Below are 24,770 nucleotides of genomic sequence, written 5' to 3' on the forward strand. Positions count from 1 at the left end.
GGGAAGAGGTGATCTGGTGAGGGGCGACCTGGACGAGACGCTGGCCCGGCTGGCCCGACGTGAGGAGGCGTCGCGCCGTCGGGCCGCCGACCGTGACGACACCACCGCACCGTCGAGCCCGCCCGGCAGCGGCACCCGCAACACCTCGGGCCGGCACGACCCGCGGCACGCGGGGGTGGAGGCCCCGAGCGACGTGGCCGGATGGGGACCGGTCGAGGAGGTGGCCGAGGCGGTCCGTCAGGTCGTCGGGGCCCACCCCGGGCTGGCGGTCACAGTGCAGGTGGAGCACGGCGGGCGGGCGTACCCGATGCGGGTCTCCTGGAACGGGCCCGCGGTCACGGTCGGACCGGTCCCCGCACCGACCCCGGTGGAACCCCCGCCGGCCTGGCCGCTCTCCGGGCGGACGGTGCCCGCCTGGGCGCCCGGCCCGGACGGGTTGAGCCCGGACCCTGCGGCCCGGTTGGCCGAGCTGATCCGGCGCGATCCGACGCTGCTGGACGAGCTGGATCCGCGGCGCTGACCGACGGGGTTGGCCGCGGGCGGCTACGGTCGGGCGGTGGCGCAACCCGACCTGACCCTGACGGCGAGCCTGCGACCGGCGGCGCTGGACGCCCGACGGGGCATCGTGCGGCTGCACCCGGAGGCGCTGACCGCGCTGGGGCTGCGCCCCGGCGACCCGGTCCGCCTCGCCGGCCGCCGGGAGACGGCCGGCATCGCGGCGGCTGCCGGGCCGGGCGCGAGCAGCGCTCTGCTGTACGCCGACGACCTGACGTTGGGCAACCTGGGTCTGCGCGACGGCGGTCAGGTGCGGGTGAGCCCGGTGCCGTTGGTCCCGGCGAGCCGGGTCGTCCTGGCCGGGCCGGCGGGGGTGGTCGCGGCGGTCAGCCCGGAGATGCTCCGGCTCGCGCTGCTGGGCAAGGTGCTCACCGTCGGGGACGACGTGTCGCTGCTGCCGCAGGACGTGCTGCCGGACGCCTCGGTCCGCAGCCTGGTCGAGGCGGCGCGGCACAGCCTCGCCAACACCGTGGGCTTCGCCTGGACCAGCACCCTGCTCACCGTGGTCGCTGTCGAGCCGGCGGCCGGCGCGCTGGTCACCATGGGCACGTCCGTCGGTTGGCAGCACGGCGCGAGCACCCACGGCGGGCCTGCTCCGGGCGGCGCGGCGCCGGCCCGGCCGGGTGCGAGCGCCGACGCCGTTGCGCCGGACGACGCACCGGACGTGGACGAGTTGCCCGGGCTGCGGGCCCAGGCCGAGGAGCTGACCGAGCTGCTGGACCTCGGCTTCCACCACCGGGAGGTGTTGGGCCGCCTCGGCACCACCGTCTCGCTGGGGGTGCTGCTGGTCGGTCCGGCGGGTTCCGGGAAGGCGGCGCTGGTCCGCGCCGTGGCCGCCCGGGTCGGTGCCCGCGTGCACCCGCTCTGGGCCCCGGAGGTGGCGGCGCTGGCCAGTCAGGCCGCCGCCGAGCGGTTGCGGGACGCGGCGACGGCGGCCCGAGCCGGCGGCCCGGCGGTGCTGCTGGTCACCGACGTCGAGGCGCTCGCACCCGCTGACGATCCCGGCCCGGTGGCGACGGTGTTCCGTCAGGTGCTCGCCGAGAGTGTCCGCGCGGGCGTCGCAGTGGTCTGCACCAGCAGCCGACCGGAGGCGGTCGACCCGGTACTGCGCGCGCCCGACCTGCTGTCGCTGCGGATCAGCGTCCCGCTTCCGGATCAGGCGCTGCGCCGCGAACAGCTCACCGTGCTGACCCGGCAGGTGCCGTTGGCCGACGACGTCCGGCTGGACGACGTGGCCGCGCGTACCCCCGGGTTCGTCGCGGCGGACCTGGCCGCACTGGTCCGGGAGGCCGGGGTACGCGCGGCGCTGCGGCAGAAGTCCGCCGAGACGCCGACGGTGTCGATGGCGGACTTCACCGCCGCCCGGGAGGTGGTGCGGCCGACCACGATGGCGTCCTCCACCCTGGATCTGGCGTCGGTGACCCTGGACGACGTGGGTGGGCTGGAGGAGGTCAAGCAGACCCTGACCGAATCGGTGCTCTGGCCGCTCACCTACCCGGACACCTTCGCCCGGCTCGGCGTGCAGCCGCCGCGCGGTGTGCTGCTCTACGGGCCGCCGGGCTGCGGCAAGACCTACCTGGTCACCGCGCTGGCCGGGTCGGGGCGGGCCAACGTGCTGTCGGTCAAGGGCGCCGAACTGCTCTCCAAGTGGGTCGGCGAGAGCGAACGCGCGGTCCGGGAGCTGTTCCGTCGAGCCCGGGAGGCAGCTCCCACCCTGATCTTCCTGGACGAGGTGGACGCGCTGGCCCCGGTACGCGGTCAGGCCACCGACGGCGGCACCACCGACCGGGTGGTCGCCGCCCTGCTCACCGAGTTGGACGGGATCGAGACGCTGCGCAACGTGGTGGTGGTCGGCGCGACGAACCGGCCGGACCTGGTCGACCCGGCGCTGCTGCGGCCGGGCCGGTTGGAACGGTTGGTCTACGTGCCACCGCCCGACGGGCCGGCCCGGGCGGAGATCCTGCGGGCCGCGTCCCGGCAGGTGCCGCTGGCACCGGACGTCGACCTGGCCGCCCTGGGCGACGAGCTGACCGGTTTCTCGGCAGCGGACTGCGCGGCGCTGGTCCGCGAGGCGGCGTTGGCCGCGATGCGCGAGTCGCTCGCCGCTGCCACCGTCACGGCCGAGCACGTGTCGGCGGCCCGGTCCCGGGTACGCCCGTCGCTGGACCCGGCCCAGGTGGCCTGGCTGGCCGCGTACGCCGCCAACCGGGAGTGATCAGACCAGCACAACCTTTTGTCGCGCCCCGAACGTTCCTAGTACGTCACATTCCTCAGTGGAGTCATCCACTGCGACGTCAGGTGGTGTTCGGTGCGCAAGCGGCTCTCTCTTCTCCTCGTCCCCCTCGTGGCGGCGGCGACGCTGGTCTCGGTCGGCGCACCGGCGACGGCTCATCCGGCGAAGCCGTTCCCGGCCCGGATCGCGCTGCCGGACGGGTTCACCCCGGAAGGGTTGACGATCGGCCGGGGCACCACCGTCTACGTGGGTTCCGTCCTGGATGGTGCCGTCTGGCGGGGTGACTTACGCACCGGACGCGGCTCGGTGCTGATCCCCGGCACCCCGGGCACCGCCAAGGCGGGCATCAAGCTCGACGCGAAGGGGCGGCTCTGGAGCGCCGACTTCTTCGGCGGTGGGGCCAGCGTGTACGACCCGGGCAGCGGCGCCCGGCTGGCCCACTACCAGTTCACCACCGACGCCAACACCCTGGTCAACGACATGGTGATCACCGAGCGGGCGATCTACTTCACCGACTCCGTCCGCCCGGTGCTGTACGTGGTGCCGCTGGGCCCCGGTGGTCGACTGCCGGCCCCGGACGCGTTCCGGGTGCTGCCACTCACCGGTCCGGGCGCGACGCCGGACGCGTTCAACAACGGGATCGTGGCACTGCCGAACGGGGACCTGCTGGTCGCGCAGATGCTGACCGGGCAGCTGGTCCGCGTCGACCCGCGTACCGGCGGCAGCGCCCTGTTCGACCTGGGCGGCTACTCGGTGGACCGGGCCGACGGGCTGGTGCTGCGCGGACGCACCCTGCACGTGATCCGCAACCTGTCCAACGTCGTCGCGGTGGTCCGGCTGAACGCCGGGTACACCTCCGGGGTGGTGCAGCGGGAGATTACCGGCCCGCAGCTGCGGTCCCCGGCCACCGGCGACCTGCTCGGCTCGGCGTTGTACGTGGTGAACGGCCGCTTCGACGTGGAGTCGACGCCGAGCACCGACTACGACATCGTCCGGCTGCCGGCCTGAGCCGGGGCGGCCGGCGGCGGCCCTGCGGTCACCGCCGGCCCATCGGCTGCTCAGAAGGTGGGCGGCGTCGAGTCGAGGCAGATCTGGGCGCGGATCTTGCCGTCGTCCTCGTGCAGTTTCGCGCCGCACTTCTCCAGGACGGCGACCGCACCGATGTTGTCCGGGGTGGTCTCAGCGACCACCACCCGCATGCCGGCCCGAGCGGCGGCGTTCAGCAACTCCCGCAGGGCTGCCGCACCGATCCCCTGCCCTCGTGCCGAGCGGCCGAGCCACATCCCGGTCTCCACAGTGCCGGGCTCGTCACAGCGCGTCATCCGCACCATGCCCATCACCTCGCCGCCGACGAGGATGGCGTACATCTGCGAACGGGTCGGGCCGTCCAGTCCGCCGAAGCTGGCTCGGTGGAACTCGCGGAACGCCTCGCGACGGGCGAGTGACCAGCCTGCCGGTGCCTCAACAGGGGGCATGACGTCGCCGGGCTCCGCCTCGGCCGCCGCTACGGAGAGCAACGGCTCCAGGTTTCGCTCGTCCACCGGCTCCAGCCGGACCGCACCCGCCACGTGCCGCAGTCTGCCGCCCTCATCGGCCGAAGTCCACCCCATTGGCCATCCACTGGCGGTCCGGACAGCGGTACCGGCCGGTCGGGCGGTATGGGTGTTCCGCATCACGCTCTGTTGTCACCCGACCGGGTGTCTAACGCGCGAACCGCCTACCCGAACTCGCAGAACACCACCGACGCGTCGTCGGTGGACTTGTGCCGGCGCAGTCGGTCGGGGTGGTCGCGCTCGGCGTCCCGCACCCTGTCGATCAACGCGCCCGGACCGTCGACGCTCAGCAGGTCCAGCAGACCGGCCCAGTCGGTCAGACCGAACTGCTCCACCGCGCTGGACGCGCCGTCGCTGAGCAACGCCGCCCGCCGCAGCGCCCCCGGACCGTACCGGGGTGCGGTCCCGGTCACCGCATGGAAGGCCGCGTCCGGGTCGGCGGCGGCCACCCAGTAGCCGTGAGTGCGGTTCATCCGCTCCCGCTGGACGCTCACCGCGTGCCGGAACCGGGTGACCGGGTCCGCCGCGCCGCCCGGCACGATCGCCACGGTCTCCCGCAGCTCCGTCATCGCCGCGTCCAGCCGGTTGTCGGTGACCACGCTGACCCGCCCGCCCGCGTCGAGGACCAGCGGGCTGTCGCAGAGCACCAGATAGTCGACCTGGTCGCCGCAGTCCCGCAGGAGGCACACCGTGCTGGACGGGGTGCCCGGATGGTCGAGGTCGCACTGACCGCCGTGGTCGGCGCGCACCGCGAGGATGGCAGCGGCCAGGTTGCTGGTCAGCCGGGCCGCCGGGCGTACCGCCTCGGCGACGCCGATCCGGGCGGCCAGGTGCCGGACGTACCACTCGGGCCCGTGCACGCAGCCGGTGTCGAAGCCGTCCGGCACCGTCGCGCCGTCCAGGACACCGACCAGCGGGCCGAACCGGAAGACCAGATCCTCGTTGACCGGCCGGCCCGGGGCCGGCGCGGACGCGGAGCGTACCCGCATCATCGACGCCGGCCCCGGCACGCCGACCGGGTCAGCGCTGTCGAAGGTCGTCGACGGCCGCATGCGTCTCTCCCTGCACCCGACCGGCGGCCGAGCGGCCCTGGTCGCGGACCGCGGACACGCCCTGCTGGGCGCTGGACCGCACCGACTGCGCCGCCTGCTGCGCAGGCTCCCGGAGGTTGTCCTGCATCTGGTGGCCGACCTGGCTCGCCTGCTCACGCAGCTGATCGGAATGTTCACTCACCATGGTCCGCGCTCGTCCGGCGAGTTGCCGCTCACGCCCGCTCGGCGGGATCAACGAGGCGGCCAGCAGACCGACTCCGAAGGCGACCAGGCCGGCTGCCATCGGGTTGCCCTGAGCCTGCTCGCGGGAGTGCTGCCCGAGTGAACGGGTTTCGTCGCGTACCGAGCCGGCCGCGTGCGACATCCGCTGGCTGGCCTCCTGCCCGAAGTGGTTCGAGCTGCCCATCATCTTCTCCTTCGCTCGGGTGAACGCCCCGCGGGCCTGCCCGACGCGGTCACCGGCGATCCGACGCGGGTTGACCTTGTCGGTCAGCGCGTCGACGTCACTGCTCAACTCGTTGCGGGTGGTCTCGATCTCCCGCCGGATCCGATCCGGATCAGTGGACATGATCTGTTCCTCCCGACTCGTTCACCGGCCCCGCAGGGCGTCCGGCAACTCCCGGGCAGTCTGCTTCGTTCGGGGCAGAACCGCACGTGCCCGCTTCAGCTGGGTCCGGGCGTTGATGAAGAGGCCACCGGCAACGGCGGCCCAGAGCACCGCGACGATCAGCGCCGCCCACCCCTGGTCCATCGTGTTGGACAGCCCCCACCAGAGGGCGTACGACACGAAGAGCACCGCCAGGAACCCGGCCAGTCCGGCGCCGCCGAACATCCCGCCGGCCTTGCCTGCCTGGGCGGCCTCCTCGCGCAGCTCGGCCTTGGCCAGCTCGATCTCCTTGCGCACCAGGGTGGACATGTCCCGGGTCACGTCGCCGATCAGCTCGCCGACCGACGCCTGGGTTCGTTCCTTCTCCGGGGCGCTCACAGTGCCACCCCGCCGGGCAGGTCCCGTGCCGGTTGACCGGCCGGCGAGACGTTCTGCGCCCGGGCCGTCCCCACGTACGGCTGCTGACCGGCGTCCATCGGTGCGCCCTGCGCTGGTGACGGAGCACCGGACGCGCCGCCGCCCTGACCGTTGGCCGAGGTCGGCGCGGTCAGGCCACGGGTGAGCCGCCCGACGAGCAGCCCGGCCACCGCCGCGCCCGCGAGGAACGTCGCCGGATGGCGCCGCGCGTACGTGCGGACCTCGTCGAGCACCTCGCCGGGCTGGCGCTCGTCGAGCCAGCCGGCGGCCTGCTGGGCGGCGTCGGCGGCCCTGCGCACCACCTGACCGGCCAGCCCGGAATCGCCGTCCCGTTCGGCCATCGAACTGAGGTTCTGGCCCAGGTCGCGCAGTCCCGCAGCGGCCCGCCGCTGCTGTGTCTGCGCCTGATCCCGAAGCTGCCCAGTGGCCTCCCCGGTCAACTGCTGGGCCTGTCGCCGCGCCTCTGCGGCCACCTGCCCGCCCTGCGCAGCGGCGGTGTGGGCGACCTGACCCCCGGCCTGCGCGGCCTGCTGGCCGACCCGCGAGGCCTCCTGTCGCGCCTGCTGTCCGGTACCGCTCTGGTTCGTTGCCGTCATACCCCGCTCCCTTCCTGGGCCCGAGGTCGCGTGCGACCCCCGGAACGCCTCCCGCCTACCCGCCAGGTCAGGCGGCATGCGGCTGGGCCGACCGCCGGACGGCGGGCCGCCAACGGCAGGGCCCACGGCCGCCGCCGGCGATCTTGCACTTTGAGTCGCGACAAAGGCGTGCAGAAGGCGCGAAACGGCCGCAGAAAGTGCAAGATCGCGGGGCGTTCGGTCAGCGGCGACGGTTGCGGGCGCGCGACGAGCGCAGCCGGCGGAGTCGGCTGATCAGCACGGGGTCGGCGGCGAGGGCGGCGGGATTGTCCAGCAGACCGTTGAGCAGTTGGTAGTAGCGGGTCGACGAGAGCCCGAAGGTGTCCCGGACGGCCTGCTCCTTGGCGCCGGCGTGCCGCCACCACTGCTGCTCGAAGGCGAGGATGGCCCGCTCCCGCCCGGTCAACGCCGCCGCCGGGTCGACGGGCTGGACGTCCACCGGTTCGGCCGGCAACGCCGGATCGTCAGCGGTCTCGACCGGCTCGACCGGCAGCGCCGGTTCGTCGGCGGTCTCGATCGCAGGAGCGGGCCGGGGAGTCGGAACGGTCTGGCCGACGCCACCCGGACGAGCGTCGGTGGACGGCTCCGGGGTGGTGGCGTCGGCGGACATTCGCTCAGCCTAGCCAGCCTGGGCCCGGGTCGCAGCAGCCGGCGCGGCGGTGCCGCACGCCCGACGGCCCCCGGCGCGCGCCGGGGGCCGTCGGGGGCCGAACGTCAGGAGATGTCGCGGCGGCGCATCGCCCAGAGCGCCGCCCCGAGGATCACCACCACTCCGACCGAGAGCAGCACGGAGGACTGCTGCCAGGTGATGTCCATCGTGGCCGGCTTGCACTCCCCGTAGTAGGTCGCGTTGCAGGCGTTCCAGTCCTCCAACGTGATCTTCTTGGTCATCCAGGCCAGCGCGTAGGTGGGCAGCAGCCAGGCCTCGGCGAAGCGCACTCCCGCCATGTCCAGCAGGATGCCCAGGCCGAACTGGCCGACCACCATCACCGCCACCACGCCACCGAGGGCCATCGCGGTGTGCCGACCCAGCGAGGCGAGGGCGAACCCGATGGTGGTGAACACCACCACCAGCGCGACGCCGCGTACGCCGGTCAGCACGAACGACTGCCAGACCCCCGAGGTCATCTTCTCGGTGCTGCCCCGGAACGTGGCGACCGCCCAGAACCCGGCGAACCACAGCACCGCGGCCGGAAGCGTCACCGCCAGGATGCCGGTGAGCAGCGCGGCCAGCTTGGTGAGCAGTACGGTGAGCCGCTTCGGCCGCCAGAGCAGCAGGTTCATCATGCCGCCGGTGCTCCACTCGGCGCCGACGAAGGACGCGCCGATGACGAACCCGACCAGGGCGAGGATCGCCGCGAACGGGATCAGCGTCTCGTCGAACGTCTCCTTGAAGTTGAACGTCGAGGGCAGGAACCACTTCGCCTCGATCTGGTCCCGAGGCGGCGGCGCGATCATCGAGCAGTCGTCCGGGTAGCGGCCGTCGCTCGCAGTGCCGGCCGCCTTGGCCTGCTCGCAGGCCGCGCGCTCCTGCTCGCTCCAGCGCACCTGCTCCTGGTACTGCTGGTCGGCCTGACGCTCGGCCCGGGCGAGCTGACCGGCGTCGATCTTCTGGTTGGTGAGGAACACCCCGACCACCACCGCGGCCAGCACCACCAGGCCGAGCAGCGTCATGTAACGGGTGAAGCGCCGCTTGCTGAGCCGGCGCAGTTCGGTACGAAAGAGGCTCACGCGCCCCACCCTCCCCCGGCGGGACCGGGCTGAGCCGTCCCGCCGACCTTCATGGACTCGTCGACCTGCCGGTGCTGGCCGGGGACCGGCGCGGTGGCGGTCAGTTCGAGGAAGACGCTCTCCAGGTCGACGGCGATCGGCGCCAACTCGCTGACGTAGAGGTTCTTCTCGGCGAGCAGCCGGGTCACCGACGCCGGCTTGTCGACGCCGGCCAGCATGAGGTGGTCGGGGTGACCGGTGACCCGGATCCCCGCCTGGGTGAGCACGTCGGTGGCGACCGGCAGGTCGCTGACCGCTTCCAGCCGGATCCGCACCGCACCGGACGAGTGCTGCGCGAGCACCTCGTCGACAGGGCCGAACGCGACCCGCCGGCCCAGCGAGATGATGGTGACCGAGTCACAGATCAGCTGGATCTCACCGAGGATGTGGCTGGACAGCACCACTGTCATTCCGGACTCGGCGAGGTTACGCATCAGCGTGCGCATCTCCCGGATGCCGCCCGGGTCGAGGCCGTTGGCGGGCTCGTCGAGGATGAGCAGCTTCGGGTTCTTCAGTAGGGCCGAGGCCACCGCGAGCCGCTGCTTCATGCCCAGCGAGTACGTCTTGACCCGCTCGCCGGACCGGTCGCGCAGCCCGACGAGTTCCAGCACCTCGTCGACCCGGGTGGCCGGCACCTCGCCCGCCCCGGCGAGCAGGGAGAGCGTGTCGCGTGCGGTGAAGTGCGGGAAGAACTGCGGGCTCTCCACGATCGCGCCGACCTGGCCGGCGACGGCGGGCAGCGCGTCGGGGACCTCGTGCCCGAGCAGCACCATCCGGCCGCCGTCGGGTCGGATCAGGCCGAGCAGGGTACGCAGCGTGGTGGTCTTGCCGGACCCGTTGGGACCCAGGAAGCCGTGCACCTGCCCCGCGTCGACCCGCATGTCGAAGCCGTCGAGCGCGTTGCGGGTGCCGCGTCGACGACTCTTGTACGTCTTACGTAGACCTTCGATCTCCAGGACAGCTGGCAAGCTGCACCTCCCCCGATGGGTGGGCGTGACAGCCGACACCATACGCGGTATGCAGGGCCACGCAATACGCGGTATGCATTGACGCGCCGATCAGGTCATTTCATTGACGGAGCGTGACCGGTCAGGCGCAGATGACCTGCACTCCGGCGGCGCGGAACGCGTCCACGATCTCCGGCGCGGCACCGGAGTCGGTCACCAGCGTCTCCACCCGCTCGACCGGGCAGATCCGGGCGAAGGCGTGACCCCCCAGCTTGGACGAGTCCGCGATGATCACCACGCGCTTGGCGCGGGCCACCATCAGGTTGTTCATCGCCGCCTCCCCCTCGTGGTGGGCGGCGGCGCCGAGCTGCGGGTCGATCGCGTCCACACCGAGCAGGGCGACGTCCAGGGTGACCTCGCGCAGCAACGCCCCACCCAGTGGGCCGACGAGCTCGAACGACTTCGGACGCACCACGCCGCCGGCCACCACCACCTTCATCCGGGATCGGACCAGCAGCTCGTTGGCGATGTTCAGCGCGTTGGTCACCACGGTGAGCTGGGCGCCCTCGGCGCTGGTGTTGAGATCCGGGCGCACGGCGAGCGCCCGCGCCACCTCGGTGCTGGTGGTGCCACCGTTCAGGCCGACCACGGTGCCCGGCGTGACGAGCGCCGCGGCGGCCGCCCCGATCCGCTGCTTCTCGGCCGAGTGCTTGGCCGTCTTGTACCGCAGCGGCAGGTCGTACGACACGCCGTTGGCGACCGCGCCGCCCCGGGTCCGCGTGATCATCTGCTGTTGCGCGAGCTGGTCGAAGTCACGCCGGATGGTGGCCTGGGAGACGTCAAGCCGCTCGGCCGCCGCCTCGACGCTGACCCGGCCGTTGTCGGTCAGCATTTCGAGCAGGGCGTTCCATCTGGCGTACCGGTCCACCGCGGGGGCCCTCCCAGCAACTGCACGGACGGTGATTGATTGCGTGCACACTAGTGCGCGAAACTAGGCTGGCGCAAAAGACTGACCTGCGCGATCGACTGGTCGGTTGCCATGGTCACCTGCGTTCGCGCAGAATAACGCGCGAAATGCGGGTGTAACGAGCCGTATTGCGCACCGATCGGCCCTGCGAGGAGTTTCCCATGGCGTACGTGGACGCGGAGATCGCGAGCCAACCCGACTGCTGGCGGGAGGCGGCCAGGCTGGCCGAGGTCGTACGCGGTGACCTGCCGCGCCCCGGTGAGCGGGTCGCCGTCGTCGGTTGCGGCACGTCGTGGTTCATGGCGATGGCGTACGCGGCCCGCCGCGAGCAGGCCGGCCAGGGTGAGACCGACGCGTTCCAGGCGTCCGAGTTCCCCGCCGGCCGCCGCTACGACCGGTTGATCGCGATCACCCGTTCCGGCACCACCACCGAGGTGCTGGACCTGCTCGCCGCGCTGCGCGGGCACACACCCACCACCGTCATCGTCGGTGACCCGGCCTCCCCGGCGGTCGACCTGGCCACCGCCACCGTGACCATGCCCTTCGCCGACGAGCGGTCGGTGGTGCAGACCCGCTTCGCCACCACCGCGTTGGCCCTGCTGCGGGCCCAGCTCGGCGACCCGGTGACCGCGCTCGCCGCCGACGCCGAGGTGGCGGTGCGATCCCCGTTGCCGATCGACCCGGCCACCATCGAGCAGGCCACCTTCCTCGGTCGGGGTTGGACGATCGGGCTGGCGCAGGAGGCGGCGCTGAAGTGCCGCGAGGCGGCCACCTTCTGGGCCGAGGCGTACCCGGCGATGGACTACCGGCACGGGCCCATCTCGGTCGCCGCGCCGGGCCGGCTGGTGTGGGCGTTCGGTGAGCTACCCGACGGGCTGCCCGAGGATGTGGCCGCCACCGGCGCGGCCTTCGTGCACAGCCGCACACACGGGTGGCGCACGGTGCTGGGCAGCTGGTCCGCCGGCCGTACCCCGGTCGACCCGATGGCCGACCTGATCCTGGCCCAACGCTTCGCGGTCGCGCTGGCGACCAGCCGGGGCCTCGACCCGGACGCGCCCCGTCACCTGACCCGGTCAGTGGTTCTCGCGCCATGACCGATGACCGCGTGGTCGTTGCGCTGGACGTCGGCGGCACCGGCATGAAGTGCGCAGTGGTCCGACCGGACGGCGTCGTGGTACGCGCCGAGCGGCATCCCACCGACGCCGCGCGCGGCCCGGCCGCCGTGGTCGGCACCATCCTCGACGTGGCCGAAGGGCTGGCCGACAAGGCCCGCGCCGATGGGCTCACCCCGATCGCCGTGGGCATCGCCGTGCCCGGGGTGGTGGACGAGGCGCGCGGCGTCGCGGTCTGGTCGGCGAACGTGGGCTTCCGGGACGTACCGGTGCGGGACCTGGCGGTGGCGCGGCTCGGCCTGCCGACGGCGCTCGGCCACGACGTGCGGGTCGGTGGTCTCGCCGAGGCCCGGCTCGGTGCCGGGCGCGGCAGCGGGCACGTGTTGTTCGTGGCGATCGGCACCGGCATCGCCTCCGCGCACGTCGTCGACGGCACGGCCGCCGTCGGTGCCCACGGCGCCGCCGGGGAGATCGGACACATCCTGGTCCGGCCCGACGGTCCGCGCTGCGGCTGCGGTCGTCGGGGCTGCCTGGAGGCGATCGCGTCGGCCGCCGCGATCGGCCGCCGCTACGCCGAACTCGCCGGGCCGAGCGCCGACGCCGCGGTGACGGCGGCGGAGGTGGCCGAACGGGCCGCAACCGGCGAACCGCTCGCCGGCCAGGTCTGGCAGGAGGCGATCGACGCGCTCGCCGACGGTCTCGCCAGCGGGCAGGCGCTGTTCGACGTGGCGACGATCGTGCTGGGCGGCGGCCTGGCCCAGGCCGGGGACGGGCTGCTGACCCCGCTGCGGGCGGCCATGCGAGAACGAATGACCTTCCACCGGGAGCCGCACCTGGTCGCGGCAGCCCTCGGCGACGAGGCTGGTTGCCTCGGTGCCGCCCTGCTCGCCCTGGACGCCGTGGGTGTCCGTGACCATCAGGAGAAGCGATGACCGTTAGGGTGAACGGCCGAGTGGTGACCCCGACCGGAGTCGTCCGACAGGGCTGCGTCGAGTGGGACGGGGATCGGATCACGGCGGTGGCCGAGTATCCATCGGTGCGCGACGGGCACTGGATCCTGCCCGGTTTCGTCGACATGCACACGCACGGCGGGGGCGGCCACACCTTCACCACCGGGGACGCCGACGAGGCCCGCGCGGCGGCCGGCTTCCACCTGAGCCACGGCACCACCACCCTGCTGGCCAGCCTGGTCAGCGCGCCCTTCGCGTTGATGCAGTCGGCCACCGAGGCGTTCGCCCCGTTGGTCGAGGAGGGCGTGTTGGCGGGCGTCCACTTCGAGGGGCCGTACCTGTCGGCCGCCCGCTGCGGCGCGCAGAACCCCGAGTACCTGCGCGACCCGTCGACCGACGAGCTGTCCGAGCTGATCGAGCTGGGCCGGGGCGCGGTCCGGATGGTCACCCTCGCCCCGGAGCGCGACGGCGCGCTGGAGGCGATCAAGCTGCTCACCGCGCAGCGGGTGGTGGCCGCCGTGGGCCACACCGACGCCACGTACGAGCAGACTCGCGCCGCGGTCGCCGCCGGCGCCAGTGTCGGCACCCACCTGTTCAACGGGATGCGGCCGGTGCATCACCGCGAGCCGGGACCGGTGGTGGCGTTGCTCGACGCGCCCACGGTGATCTGCGAGCTGGTCGCCGACGGGGTGCACCTGCACGACGGCATGCTGACCTTCGTCACCGCGACCGCCGGGCCGGATCGCGCCGCGCTGATCACCGACGCGATGGCCGCCGCCGGAATGTCCGACGGTGAGTACGAGTTGGGCGGCCAGGCTGTCACCGTCGCCGACGGGGTGGCCCGACTCGCCCGCGACGGCGCGATCGCCGGCAGCACGCTGACCATGGACGCCGCGCTGCGGCACGCGGTGAACGCCGGAATCCCGATCGCCGACGCCGCCCGGATGGTGGCCACCACCCCGGCGCGGGCCATCGGCCTGGGCGACCGGGTGGGCGCCCTTCAGGTGGGCCTGCGCGCCGACCTGGTGGTGCTGGACGACGACCTCAACGTGGTGCGGGTGCTGCGCGGCGGCTCCTGGGTGGAGTGACGCGCCCGGTGTCGGCCCATGGCCGCAGGCTGCCCGCCCGCGGCTAGCCCCACAGTGCACCTGGAGGGCCTTTGGAGCTGAATCGTTTGCGGCATCAGCTCCAAAGGCAGCCGCTTGGATAAGTCCGGCCGCCGAGCCGACCAGCAACCCGTATGAACGAGCCGGCCCCGCAGGCCAGGGACAACCGGGCCAGGAACAACCGGGCCGGGCCTCAGCTCAGGCTGGCGACTTCCACGCCGAGGACGGCCTGCTCGTCGGGGCGGTGCACCAGCACGTCGGACAGGTACGACTGGACCGCGTGGCGCATCCCGACGTCCCGGCCGGCCTGCTCGGAGAGCAGCCACTTGTGCTCGATGATCTGGGCGAACAGCTCCTGCGGCTCCAGCTTGCGGCGCAGGTGCGTGGGGACGGCCCGAACCACCGGCTCGAAGACCTCGGTGAGCCAGCGGTGCGCGGCCTGCTGCTCGTCGATCAGGTCGCTCTCCGCCCGGTAGGCGTCCAGGTCGTTGAGCAGCTTGCGGGCCTGGTTCTCCTCGGCGTCGAGCCCGGTCAGCCGCAGCAGCCGCCGGGTGTGGTAGCCGGCGTCGACGACCTTCGGCCGGACCAGGAAACGCCCACCGTCGATGGACGACATGGCCACCTCGGCGACGTCGAAGCCCAGCTCGTTGAGGCGGCGGATCCGACCCTCGATGTCGTGCCGGGCCTCCCGCTCGATCGCCTGCTCGTAGGTGATCTCGTGCCAGAGCCGCTCGTAACGCTGCACGACCTCCTCGCAGACCACCTCCGGGTCGATGGACTCGTGCAGCAGGCCGGCGGCCTGCAGGTCCAGCGCCTCACCGAAGATGTTCACCCGGGCGATCTCCAGGTCCTCACCGCGCTGCCCGTTGGAGAGCGAGTTGTGCAGGGCACCCGTCTCCGCGTCCACCAGGTAGGCGGCGAACGCGCCAGCGTCCCGCCGGAATAGCGTGTTCGACAGCGAGCAGTCGCCCCAGAAGAAGCCGGTGAGGTGCATCCGCACGATCAGGGCGGCGAGCGCGTCGAGCAGCCGGCTCATCGTCTCCGGCCGCAGGGTGTGCGAGAACAACGCCCGGTACGGCAGGGAGAACTGCAGGTGCCGGGTGATCAGCACCGATTCGAGAGGTTCCCCGTCCTCGGTCTGCCGGTCGGCGACGACCGCCACCGCCTCGACCGAGGGAAAGTCGATCCGCTCCAGGGCCCGCAGCAGGTCGTACTCCCGCTCGGCGATCCGCTCGCGGGTCTCCTTGAACGCGTACACGTAATCGCCCAACCGGACGAACCGGACGATGTGCCGGGAGATGCCCTGCGGCAGCGCGACCAGGTGTTGGGCAGGCCACTCCTCCAGCGGCGTCGACCAGGGCAGGTCGAGCAGCGCCGGGTCCACGAGGGCAGACGTGATCCGCACGGGCACAAGCATGACGCCTCGCCCCCGGTATCCGCTCCTGATCGTGGTTGGGCCCACAGCGCCGCACATCCCGGCCTCGCACCGGGCCGGTAGCGTGGTCGCGTGTTCAAACCCACGGCGGTACGACGTGACCTGCGGCTACGGCCCGTCCGCCCGGCCGGCTGGTGGTTCGACGCCCTCCTGCTCGTCGGTCTGGCCGGGTTGACAGTCGCCCTCGCCACCGGCCAGCTCTTCGGGTTGGACCGGGCGGTCGCCGACTGGGCCGACGGGCATCGACCGACCGCCGCGTACTGGGTCGCCCGGGTGCTGAACTTCCTCGGCCAGGGCACCCCGCTGACCCTGATCGGCGCCGGGCTGGGCGTGCTGCTGGCCGTTCGGCTGCGGTCGGTGCGGCCCATCCTGCTGCCGGTGGTCGGATTCGTGGTCACCACCTTCACGATCGGTCCGCTCAAGGTCTGGACCGCGCGGACGGCACCGAGCGCCAGCATCAAGGAGCCGTTCCTGCCACCCGAGCAGACCCTGCCGCTGTTCCACGACGACCTGCCGGTCCGATTCGCCCAGTCCTACCCGTCGGGGCACGTCGCCAACGCCATCGTCTGGTACGGGGTCATCGCGCTGCTGCTCGCCCCGCTGGCCCGCAGCTTCGGCCGGCACCTACCGGCCCGACTCGTCACCGTGATCCGCATCGTGCCGCCGCTGGTCGTTCTCACCACCACCACCTACCTGGGCTGGCACTGGCTGACCGATTCGGTGGCCGGGCTGCTGCTGGGGCTGTTCCTGGACCGGCTGCTGCACCGGGTGCCCTGGGACGGCATCCCGCTTCCCGGCCGGCTACGCGAATGGGACCGGCCGTTCACCTCGTACCCCTAGGTTTGCCCTGTGGATCAACTGGCGCGGCGACTGGGCGTACCCGATGCGGTTGTCATCGGGTTGGGCTCGATGCTCGGCGCGGGCGTCTTCGTGGTCTTCGGCCCGGCCGCGGCGGCGGCCGGCGGCGCCGGCCTGCTGCCGGCGCTGGTGCTGGCCGGCTTCGTCGCCTTCTGCAACGCGACGAGTTCGGCGCGGCTGGCCGCCCGGTACCCCGAGTCCGGCGGCACCTACGTCTACGGGCGGGAACGCCTCGGGCCGTTCGCCGGGTTCTTGGCCGGCTGGGGCTTCGTGGTCGGTAAGACGGCCAGCTGCGCGGCGATGGCGTTGACCATCGGGGCGTACCTGTGGCCGGGCCAGGCCCGGCTGGTGGCCGCCGCCGCGGTGCTCGCGGTGACCGCGGTGAACCTACGCGGCATCGGCAAGACCGCCGCCGTGACCCGGGCGTTGGTCGCGCTGGTGCTCGCGGTGCTGGCCCTCGTCACCGTCGTCGGCCTGCTGGGCGGGCCGGTGCACCTGGACCGGCTCGGTGAGAGCGGCGGTTCGGCGCGGGGTGTGCTCACCGCCGCCGGGTTGCTGTTCTTCGCCTTCGCCGGGTACGCCCGGATCGCCACGCTCGGCGAGGAGGTCCGCGACCCGCAGCGGACCATCCCGCGTGCGGTGCCGCTGGCGCTCGGGGTGGTGCTCGCGATCTACCTGGTGCTGGCCGTGGTCGCGCTGGGTGTGCTCGGCGCCGACCGGTTGGCCGCTTCCGCCGCGCCCCTGGTCGACGTGGTGACCGCCGCCGGGCTGCCCGGCCTGGCGTGGGTGGTCCGCGCCGGTGCGACCATCGCCGTCATCGGGGTGCTGCTGTCCCTGGTCGCCGGGGTCGGCCGGACCACCCTCGCGATGGCCCGCCGGCACGACCTGCCCGGTGCGCTGGCCGCCGTGCACCAGGTGCACCAGGTGCCGCGCCGGGCCGAACTGGCGGTCGCCGCCGTGGTGATCGTGGTGGTGCTGCTCGGCGACGTACGCGGCGCGATCGGCTTCTCCAGCTGCACGGTGCTGGTCTACTACGCGATCACCAACGCGGCGGCGCTCACCCTCGGCCGGGACCCGGACCGGCGGCTGCCGGTCCAGGTCCTCGCCGCTCTGGGTCTGGTGGGCTGCCTGCTGCTCGCTGTCAACCTGCCGCTCAGCAGCGTCCTCGCCGGATTCGGCGTGCTCGCCGTCGGCGCGGCCGTCTACGCGCTGCGGGCCCGCCGCTGACCCCCGTCACGTCCTCGATCAGCGACTCAACCGCCGGTAGCGGCGCACCGCCAGCGGGGCGAAGATCGCGATCAGCAGCACCGGCCACAGCACCGCCAGCAGCATGGCGTGCTCCGCCGGCCAGGAGTCGCCGCCCAGGCCCGGGTTGCCGAACAGTTCGCGGATCGCCGCGACGGTGGCCGACAGCGGGTTCCACTCCGAGATCGCACCGATGACCGACGGCATCAGCTCGGGCGACACGAAGACGTTCGATATCGCGGTGAGTGGAAACGCGGCCGGGAAGACGATCACGCCGACCGTGTCCGGGTTGCGGACCAGCAACGCCAGGTAGATCCCGACCCAGGTGATCGCGACCCGGAGCAGCAGGAGCAGCCCGACGGCGAGCAACGCCTTGCCCACCCCGAGTCGCCACTGCCATCCGACGAGCAGGCCACAGACCAGCAGGGTGGACATCTCCAACAGCGCGCGCAGCAGGTCAGCCGCGCTGCGACCGGTCATCAGGGCGGACCGGGCCATCGGCATCGACCGGAACCGGTCCACGACGCCCCGGCTGAGGTCCAGCGCCACGCCCGTCGCGGTGGCGCCGAGTCCGTACAGCATCGTCATCACGAAGACGCCGGGCAGCAGGAACTCGCGGTAGTTGCCACCGCCGGCCACCTGCATGCCGCTGCCGAACACGTACCCGAAGACCAGCACGAACATGATCGGCAGGGAGAAGTAGAGGATCAGTTCCTCCGGCGCGCGGACCACGTGGAGCATGTTCCGCCGGGTCATCGTCCAACCGTCGGTGATCGCCGTGGTCATGCCACTCCCGCCTTTCGTCCGGCGCCGACGGGCTCGCCGGTCTCGTCGGGCCGGTGCCCGGTCAGGTACAGGAACGCCTCGTCCAGCGTGGCGCGCCGCAGACCGATGTCCTCGACAGCGATCCCGGCGTCGTCCAACGCCCGCACCACGTCGACCAGCCCGGCGACCCGGTCGGCCACCGGGACGCTGAGCCGCCGGATCTCCGGATCGACAGCGGGCTCGACACCGCAGATCGGCGCGACGACACCGGCGGCCCGGGTCAGGGCGGCGGGGTCGCGGACCACCACCTCGATCCGGTCGCCGCCGGTCATCGACTTCAGCTCGTCCGGCGTCCCCTCGGCGACCACTCGCCCGGCGTCGATGACCGAGATCCGGTTGGCGAGCTGGTCGGCCTCCTCCAGGTACTGCGTGGTGAGCAGCACCGTGGTCCCGTCCGTGACCAGGCCCCGGACCAGGTCCCACACCTGGTTGCGGCTGCGCGGGTCCAGGCCGGTCGTCGGCTCGTCGAGGAAGAGCACGCGAGGGGTACGGATCAGGCTGGCGGCGAGGTCCAGCCGGCGGCGCATCCCGCCCGAGTACTCGCCCGCGGACCGGTTCGCCGCCTCGCTCAGCCCGAACCGTTCCAGCAGTTCGTCGGCGCGTCGGCGGGCAGCCCCTCGGCCGAGCCGGAACAGCCGGCCGAACAGTTCCAGGTTCTGCCGACCACTGAGGGTCTCGTCCACCGCGGCGTACTGCCCGGTCAGCCCGATCCGGGCGCGCACCTCGTCGGGCTGGCGCAGCACGTCGTACCCGGCCACGCTGGCGGTGCCGCTGTCGAAGCGCAGCAGCGTGGTGAGGATCCGTACCGCCGTCGTCTTGCCCGCGCCGTTGGGGCCGAGCAGCCCGTACACGGTGCCGGCCGGCACGGCCAGGTGGAAGGTGTCCAGCGCGCGGGTGGGGCCGTAGCGCTTACCCAGCCCTTCGGCCACCACGTCGAATGTCGTCATGCCCCCACCGTGCGGTGGCTCGCTGACGGGTCACGCACGCTCCGCTGACGGCGGCGCACCAGGGCCGGCCTTCTCCGCCTCGGTGATCTGTTCGAGAACGAACATGATCTCCGTACGGGTGGCGTCGCCGACGTACCAGCCGGTGAGTCCGCCGGTCAGCGCCGCTTCGCAGAACCGCCTCGCCTCGGCCAGGTCACCGCGCAGCCGGGCAACCTGGGCGAGGCCGAGCCGGGCGCCGGAGACGAACTCCGGTGCGCCGCTGCGCTGCGCGAGGAGCAGGGCGGCGGCGAAGTCGTCGCCCGCGGCGCCGAGGTCACCGGCGCGCAGCCTGATCTCGCCCCGGGTACGCAGCATGTCGGCCCGGTCGACAGTCGATTCGAGTTCCTCGGCCAATCTCATGGCCTGGTCCATGTGTGCACCCGCCGCTTCCGGATCGTCACGCCAGGCGGCGAGTTCGCCGAGCACGCCCAGCGTGATCATGGACCCCCAGCGGTCCCCGGCCTGCCGGAAGCCGTCGAGTGCGGTCTCCAGTGTCGTCGCGGCCTGGTCCCACCGGCCACTCCACATCTGCGCCGAGCCACTGCCCATCGCGCCCAGCGCGTTGATCCACACGTCGGAGCCGACCAGCCGCCGCAGCTCCCGCATCAGCTCGTTGACGTGCTCGGACCCGCCGGACGGCGGTCCGGCCGAGATCCCGGACAGATACAGCAGGAAGGGTTGCCGGGGCGGACGGTCGAGACTGCGGATGACGGAACGCTGCGTCGTCAGCGAGTCCAGCGGCCCCGATCCACCGAGCGAGGCGTTGTAGACGCAGAGCGTGTACTCCTCGCGCAGCCCCGCAGGCGCTTCGGGGCCGAGCACACCGAGGACGTCGGCCGCCAGCCGGGCCCCTTCCCCGCGCATGCCGCGCAGCCACCAGTAGAACGACAGGGCGGCGACCATCCCGGCCGCGTCGGACGCGTCACCGGCGGCCGTGGCCCGGCGCAACGCCGCGTGCAGGTTGTCCCGCTCGGCGTCGAGCAGTCGCAACCAGTGCAGCTGTTCGGCGCGCCGGAGGTGGTCGCTGGCGGTCCAGGCGAACTCCAGGAAGTACGCGGTGTGCGCCCGACGCAGGTCGTCGGCCTCGCCCGCGTCGGCGAGACGCTCGGCGCAGAAGGCCCGCACCGTCTCCAGCATCCGGTACCGGCCGCCGGACATCTCCACGAAGGACTTGTCGACCAGGCCGGTGAGCGCGTCCACGAACTCCCCGCCGGGCAGGCCGCAGACCCGTTCGGCCGCTTCCAGCGTCGCGCCGCCGGCGAAGACGGTCAGCCGGCGGGCCAGTCGGCGTTCGGCGTCGCCGAGCAGGTCCCAGCTCCACTCGACCACGGCCCGCAGTGTGCGGTGCCGGGGCGACGCCGCCCGGCTGCCCATCGACAGCAGCCGGAACCGGTCGTCGAGGCGGGCGGCCACCTCGGCGACGGGCAACGCGCGCAGCCGGGCGGCGGCCAGCTCGATCGCCAACGGCAGGCCGTCGAGGGTGCGGCAGATCCGCAGCACCGTGTCGACGTTGGCAGCCGTGACGGTGAAGTCGGGTGCGACGTCGGTGGCCCGCTCGGCGAAGAGGCGGACGGCGGCGTACTCGTCGGCGTCCAGCGCGGACGCGCCCGGCGGTGGCACCGTGAGCCCGGAGAGCGGGCACAACGCCTCACCGGCCAGCCCGAGCGGTTCGCGACTGGTGGCCAGCACCCGCAGCGTCGGGCACGCGCCCAGCAACCGGGCGGCCAGCCGGGCGGCGTCGGCGATGACGTGCTCGCAGTTGTCGAGCACCAGCAGCAGTCGCCGCTCGGCGAGCGCCTCGACCAGCCGGTCGGTGGGGTGCCGGCCCGGCTCGGCGGAGGCGCGCAGACCCGCGTCGCGCAGGCCGAGCGCGCTCAGCACCGCCTGCGGTACGTCCGCACCGTCGGCCAGCCCGGCCAGCTCGACGAAACGGACCTCCCCGTCGACGTGTCCGGCAGCCTCGATCGCCAGGCGCGTCTTGCCCGCGCCACCGGGGCCGGTGAGGGTGACGAGCCGGCGCTCACCGAGCAGTTCGCCAACGCGCTTGAGCTCCTCCTCCCGCCCGACGAAGGTGGTGAGTTGACCGGGTAGCACCGGTTGGGCGGACCCGCGTTCCGCACCGCGCAGCACCGCCAGGTGGATCGCGGCCAGCCCCGCCGACGGGTCGACGCCGAGCTGCTCGGCCAGGATCTGCCGGGCGTCCTCGAACTCGGCCAGCGCCTCCGCAGGCCGACCCATTGCGACCAGGGCCCGCATGAGCTGACCACGCGCCCGCTCCCGCAACGGATGCGCGACCACGAACTCCCGTAGCTCCGCGATCAGTACGCCGTCCGCGCCCAACGCCAGGTCCGCCTCGACCCGGTCCTCGACGGCGGCCAACCGCAGCTCGTCCAACCGGGCGGCCTGCGCGGAAGCGCCGATGGCATCGGCCAGCGCAGGGCCTCGCCACAGCTCCAGCGCCTCGCGCAACAGGGCCGCCGCCCGGCTCCAGTCGCCGTCGACGAGCGCGCGGCGTCCCGCCTCGGCGAGCCCTTCGAACCGGTACGCGTCGACGTCGTCGGGATCCACGGCGAGGCGGTAACCGGCCGGGTGGAACTCGACCGGGTCGTGCCCGACGGGCAGGGCCTGGCGCAGCCGCGACACCTGGGACTGCAACGCGTTTGCCGCTCCCCGGGGCGGATGCTCCCCGTACAGGCCGTCGATCAGCCGTTCCGCGGAGACCACCCGGCCCGCGTCGAGCAGGAGCAGCGCCAGCAGGGTGCGCAGCCGCGGACCGCCGACGGGGACCTCGCGCCCGTCGGCAAGCACCACCTGGGTCGGCCCCAGGATGCGGAAACGCATGCCATGGATTGTCGCGCAGTGCCGGCCGGTTCCCACGGCCCGACCAGCCGACCTCACGGATCGGGAGGCTCAGCCCGCGTCGGGATGGCGTCAGCCCTCCTCGCGGGTGCCGTCATTCCGGAGGGGCAGCTCACGTCCGTCGGGTTGGTCGCCGTTGGTCGCCCAGGGCGCCTCCCCGGCGGCAGGAACGGGATGCGCCGCGCCGGGCGCCGAGGCGGCGACCTCGGAGTCGGTCGGGCCCGGCACCGAGGGGGGTGCCGCCGCCGTGGCGTGCACCCCGCCGTGGACCGCCCCGGCCGGTCGGGGGATCGGGCCCGGTCGGGCCGGCGGGGCGCACTGCCGGGTCAGCCAGTCCAGCCCGCGCCGCCGGGCGACAACGGTCAGCCGGTCACCCGCGAAGATCACCTGTCGGGGGTCGAGGTCCTTCCACCAGATCGTCTTGGCACCGCCCGCCGGGGTGCGTGCGATCAACCGGACCTGCCCGTCCCGGTTGACCACGTCCAGCGGCCGGCCGTCCAGTTCGGAGCCGGCGGCGACCGGCACCTCGGCGACCGGCAGCGCGTGCCTGTCGACCGGGATGGTGGTGATCACGGCGCGTTCGGTGAGGGCCCCGATGAAGGCCGGTGCGGCCAGGTAGGAGACCGACCGGGACACCCCGAGGGCGAAGGTCTCCTCCACCCGCTCGGCGAAGTCACCGTCGAAGAACCGCAGCACCACCCGCAGGTCGTTGCGGAGGTCGCGAGCGGCGAGCGCTGCCTCCAGGTTGGCCACGTCGTCGGTGGACGCCACCACCAGCGCCTGACAGTCCGCCACCGAGGCGGCCACCAGCGTCTCCGGCAACGCGGCGTCGCCGACGATGAGCGGCACCTCCAGTTGGCGGGCCAGTGCCGCACCGCGCGGCTCCGGGGCCTTGTCGATCGCCACCACCTCGACGTCGTACTCGCGCAGCTGCGCCATCACGCGGGTGCCGACGTTGCCCAAGCCGATCACCACCACGTGCCCGACCCGCGCCGGTTGCAGCCGGCCGGTGTGCAGGGCCAGCCGGGCGTTGACGATGCCGTCCACCACGACCGCGGTGATCAGCGGGATCAGCGCCAACCCGGCCAGGTTGAGCACCACCTGCATGATCTGCGCGTCCGGTGCCTTGGTGGTGTCCGGGTCGGCGCCGCTGAGGGTGGTGACCAGCGTCAGGTACAGCGCCTCCAACGGGGAGACGTCCTCGGCCCGGGAGATCAGCGCCCCCAGCACCGCCATCAGCGCGAGCACCGCCATCACCGCGACGCCGATCTTGCGGGTGGCGAAGCCGCGAACCGCTCCCATCACCACAGCGACCGGACGACGCCGCCGGCGCGCGCGGACCAGCCGACGGGCGGCGACCTCGGTGCCCGGGGGCTGCCCGGTCGCCTCGGCGAGCACCAGGTCCGCGCCGGCCTGCTCGGCGGGCAGCAACTCCACGCCCTGCGCCTCGGTGAGGTGGGCCAACGCGCAGACCACGTCCTGCGGTCGGACGTCGGCTCGCCGCGCCACCCGCAGCGTCTTGTCCCGATGCTGGAAGGAGCTGGGGTCGACCTCGTTGAGCGCGGCGGCCACGAAGGCCGGCGCGGCCATCTCGGCGTCGGAGAGCACCTCGACCGGCGCCTTCAGCAGTTTGCGTACGCCGTCGGCGAGGGTGCCGTTGAACATCCGCAGCACCTGGCGGACCCGCTGGTCGACGGCCTGCGCGCAGAGCGCCGCGTGCAGGTTGCCGACGTCGTCCTGGTTCAGCAGGGCCAACCCGGCAGCCCCGGCCAGACCCGCGGCCTCGAAGGTGTCCACGTCCAGCCGGTCCGAGCGGACCACCCGGACCCCACGCAGCCCGGCCACGTCCGGCCCGTTGCTGCGGTAGCGCTCCGGCACCACGACGGTGACCCGGGCCCCACCGGCCGGCAGGTCGGATTCGAGCATCGCCCGAGCCACGTAGTAGGCGAGGGCGTCCTTCCCGCAGATCACGTAGTGCGGGCGCGGATCACCGACGGATCGCAGCCGCCAGTTCCACTCGACCGCCCGTCGCGCCCGGTCCCGCCACGGCTCCGCCATGCCCGGATCGTAATCAGCACGGCCATGCTGGGCGACCCTGTCCGGATCATCCCCGGGCCAGGCATGCCCACTCCGACGGCGGGTAGAGCAGCGCCATGCAGACGTTCCTCCCGTACCCGGGCTTTCTGGCCAGCGCCCGCACGCTGGACCAGAAGCGGCTGGGCAAGCAGCGGGTGGAGGCCATCCAGGTGCTGCGCGGGCTCACCCGACCCGGGTACGGCTGGCGCAACCACCCGGCCGTGAAGATGTGGGCCGGGTACGAGGAGGCGCTCGTCCGCTACGGGTTGGACATGTGCGCGGTCTGGACCGAGCCGGGGCGGGCCGACACCTGTGCCACCACGATGACCGTCGACCTCACGGCCGCCTGCGGGCCGGGTGTCATCCGGACCCAGGACGAGCTGGCCGAGGCCGGTGAGCTGCCACCCTGGCTGGGCCGCGACGACCTGCACCTGAGTCACCGTTCGTCGCTGCTGCGCAAGGACCCGGCGCACTACCGCCCACTGTTCGGCGACGACGTGCCAGACGATCTGGAGTACGTCTGGCCCGCCTCCGACCGCCCCCGCCGATGCCTGCCGACCGACTAGGGCTCTGAACAGGCCG

Annotated in this window: 23 protein-coding genes; 9 read left to right on the forward strand and 14 right to left on the reverse strand. The window is 73.0% G+C overall.

The features are described from left to right. Positions 1–16: 16 nt before the first annotated feature. The 3 genes from IF22_RS0102090 (at position 17) to IF22_RS0102100 (ending at position 3,796) form a co-directional block, all read left to right on the forward strand. Positions 17–520, forward strand: coding sequence for a hypothetical protein (locus IF22_RS0102090; RefSeq protein WP_030327820.1), 504 nt, complete (start codon positions 17–19; stop codon positions 518–520). A gap of 36 nt (positions 521–556) precedes the next feature. Next, complete coding sequence (locus IF22_RS0102095; RefSeq protein ID WP_030327821.1) at positions 557–2,770, forward strand: AAA family ATPase; 2,214 nt, start codon at positions 557–559, stop codon at positions 2,768–2,770. Positions 2,771–2,863: 93 nt separating this feature from the next. Further along, a complete protein-coding gene (locus IF22_RS0102100) occupies positions 2,864–3,796 on the forward strand; it encodes an NHL repeat-containing protein (protein ID WP_156057235.1) in 933 nt (310 codons plus the stop codon). A 50-nt stretch (positions 3,797–3,846) separates the two neighbouring features. On the opposite strand, the gene IF22_RS0102105 is transcribed toward IF22_RS0102100, so the two are convergent. The 9 genes from IF22_RS0102105 to IF22_RS0102145 form a co-directional block, all read right to left on the reverse strand. Then, a complete protein-coding gene (locus tag IF22_RS0102105) occupies positions 3,847–4,356 on the reverse strand; it encodes a GNAT family N-acetyltransferase (protein ID WP_030327823.1) in 510 nt (169 codons plus the stop codon). A 149-nt stretch (positions 4,357–4,505) separates the two neighbouring features. Then, complete coding sequence (locus IF22_RS0102110) at positions 4,506–5,393, reverse strand: hypothetical protein (RefSeq protein ID WP_051708111.1); 888 nt, start codon at positions 5,391–5,393, stop codon at positions 4,506–4,508. Further along, entirely contained in the window at positions 5,362–5,961 is a 600-nt protein-coding gene (locus tag IF22_RS0102115; protein ID WP_030327825.1) for a DUF3618 domain-containing protein, read from the reverse strand. The genes IF22_RS0102110 and IF22_RS0102115 overlap by 32 nt, the downstream gene beginning before the upstream one ends. 21 nt (positions 5,962–5,982) lie before the next feature. Then, positions 5,983–6,378: a phage holin family protein gene (locus IF22_RS0102120; protein ID WP_030327826.1), complete on the reverse strand. Its 396-nt coding sequence runs from the start codon at positions 6,376–6,378 to the stop codon at positions 5,983–5,985. Continuing rightward, complete coding sequence (locus IF22_RS0102125) at positions 6,375–7,013, reverse strand: hypothetical protein (RefSeq protein ID WP_051708112.1); 639 nt, start codon at positions 7,011–7,013, stop codon at positions 6,375–6,377. The genes IF22_RS0102120 and IF22_RS0102125 overlap by 4 nt, the downstream gene beginning before the upstream one ends. Before the next feature lie 220 nt (positions 7,014–7,233). After that, on the reverse strand, positions 7,234–7,662 hold the full coding sequence (locus IF22_RS0102130; protein WP_030327828.1) for a DUF3263 domain-containing protein: 429 nt from the start codon (positions 7,660–7,662) through the stop codon (positions 7,234–7,236). A 104-nt stretch (positions 7,663–7,766) separates the two neighbouring features. After that, positions 7,767–8,783 (reverse strand): ABC transporter permease subunit, encoded by a 1,017-nt coding sequence (locus IF22_RS0102135; RefSeq protein WP_030327829.1) that lies wholly within the window; start codon positions 8,781–8,783, stop codon positions 7,767–7,769. Then, a complete protein-coding gene (locus IF22_RS0102140; RefSeq protein ID WP_036410615.1) occupies positions 8,780–9,790 on the reverse strand; it encodes an ABC transporter ATP-binding protein in 1,011 nt (336 codons plus the stop codon). The genes IF22_RS0102135 and IF22_RS0102140 overlap by 4 nt, the downstream gene beginning before the upstream one ends. Before the next feature lie 121 nt (positions 9,791–9,911). Then, positions 9,912–10,697, reverse strand: coding sequence for a DeoR/GlpR family DNA-binding transcription regulator (locus IF22_RS0102145; RefSeq protein WP_030327831.1), 786 nt, complete (start codon positions 10,695–10,697; stop codon positions 9,912–9,914). 200 nt (positions 10,698–10,897) lie between these two features. Here IF22_RS0102145 and IF22_RS0102150 point away from each other — a divergent pair, with 200 nt between their 5' ends. The 3 genes from IF22_RS0102150 to nagA are packed head-to-tail and all read left to right on the forward strand — an operon-like array spanning position 10,898 to position 13,886. After that, positions 10,898–11,830: an SIS domain-containing protein gene (locus tag IF22_RS0102150; protein ID WP_030327832.1), complete on the forward strand. Its 933-nt coding sequence runs from the start codon at positions 10,898–10,900 to the stop codon at positions 11,828–11,830. Then, positions 11,827–12,780, forward strand: coding sequence for an ROK family protein (locus tag IF22_RS0102155; RefSeq protein ID WP_030327833.1), 954 nt, complete (start codon positions 11,827–11,829; stop codon positions 12,778–12,780). Before IF22_RS0102150 ends, IF22_RS0102155 begins: the two co-directional genes overlap by 4 nt. Further along, a complete protein-coding gene (gene nagA, locus IF22_RS0102160; RefSeq protein WP_030327834.1) occupies positions 12,777–13,886 on the forward strand; it encodes an N-acetylglucosamine-6-phosphate deacetylase in 1,110 nt (369 codons plus the stop codon). Before IF22_RS0102155 ends, nagA begins: the two co-directional genes overlap by 4 nt. 211 nt (positions 13,887–14,097) lie before the next feature. On the opposite strand, the gene IF22_RS0102165 is transcribed toward nagA, so the two are convergent. Then, positions 14,098–15,321, reverse strand: a complete 1,224-nt coding sequence (locus IF22_RS0102165) for a DUF4032 domain-containing protein (protein ID WP_051708113.1) — start codon at positions 15,319–15,321, stop codon at positions 14,098–14,100. Between the two features lie 120 nt (positions 15,322–15,441). On the opposite strand from IF22_RS0102165, the gene IF22_RS0102170 reads away from it, so the two are divergent. Then, the gene (locus IF22_RS0102170) at positions 15,442–16,179 is read left to right on the forward strand and encodes a phosphatase PAP2 family protein (protein WP_030327836.1); all 738 of its coding nucleotides are present in this window, start codon (positions 15,442–15,444) and stop codon (positions 16,177–16,179) included. Between the two features lie 9 nt (positions 16,180–16,188). Further along, positions 16,189–17,424, forward strand: coding sequence for an APC family permease (locus tag IF22_RS0102175; RefSeq protein WP_030327837.1), 1,236 nt, complete (start codon positions 16,189–16,191; stop codon positions 17,422–17,424). An 18-nt stretch (positions 17,425–17,442) separates the two neighbouring features. Here the strand turns inward: IF22_RS0102175 and IF22_RS0102180 are convergent, their stop codons facing one another. From IF22_RS0102180 to IF22_RS0102195, 4 genes are all read right to left on the reverse strand, one after another. Beyond that, positions 17,443–18,228: an ABC transporter permease gene (locus tag IF22_RS0102180; RefSeq protein WP_030327838.1), complete on the reverse strand. Its 786-nt coding sequence runs from the start codon at positions 18,226–18,228 to the stop codon at positions 17,443–17,445. Further along, the gene (locus IF22_RS0102185; RefSeq protein WP_030327839.1) at positions 18,225–19,214 is read right to left on the reverse strand and encodes a daunorubicin resistance protein DrrA family ABC transporter ATP-binding protein; all 990 of its coding nucleotides are present in this window, start codon (positions 19,212–19,214) and stop codon (positions 18,225–18,227) included. The genes IF22_RS0102180 and IF22_RS0102185 overlap by 4 nt, the downstream gene beginning before the upstream one ends. 30 nt (positions 19,215–19,244) lie before the next feature. Further along, positions 19,245–22,094 carry an AfsR/SARP family transcriptional regulator gene (locus tag IF22_RS0102190; protein ID WP_051708114.1) on the reverse strand — a complete coding sequence of 950 codons (2,850 nt, stop codon included), beginning with the start codon at positions 22,092–22,094 and terminating at the stop codon, positions 19,245–19,247. A gap of 90 nt (positions 22,095–22,184) precedes the next feature. Further along, positions 22,185–24,170 carry a potassium channel family protein gene (locus tag IF22_RS0102195; protein WP_051708115.1) on the reverse strand — a complete coding sequence of 662 codons (1,986 nt, stop codon included), beginning with the start codon at positions 24,168–24,170 and terminating at the stop codon, positions 22,185–22,187. A gap of 95 nt (positions 24,171–24,265) precedes the next feature. Between IF22_RS0102195 and IF22_RS0102200 the strand changes: the two genes are divergently transcribed. Next, entirely contained in the window at positions 24,266–24,754 is a 489-nt protein-coding gene (locus IF22_RS0102200; RefSeq protein ID WP_030327842.1) for an MSMEG_6728 family protein, read from the forward strand. Positions 24,755–24,770 lie beyond the last annotated feature (16 nt).

This window comes from Micromonospora parva, from assembly GCF_000718515.1.
GTDB classification, from domain to species: Bacteria; Actinomycetota; Actinomycetes; order Mycobacteriales; family Micromonosporaceae; genus Micromonospora; species Micromonospora parva.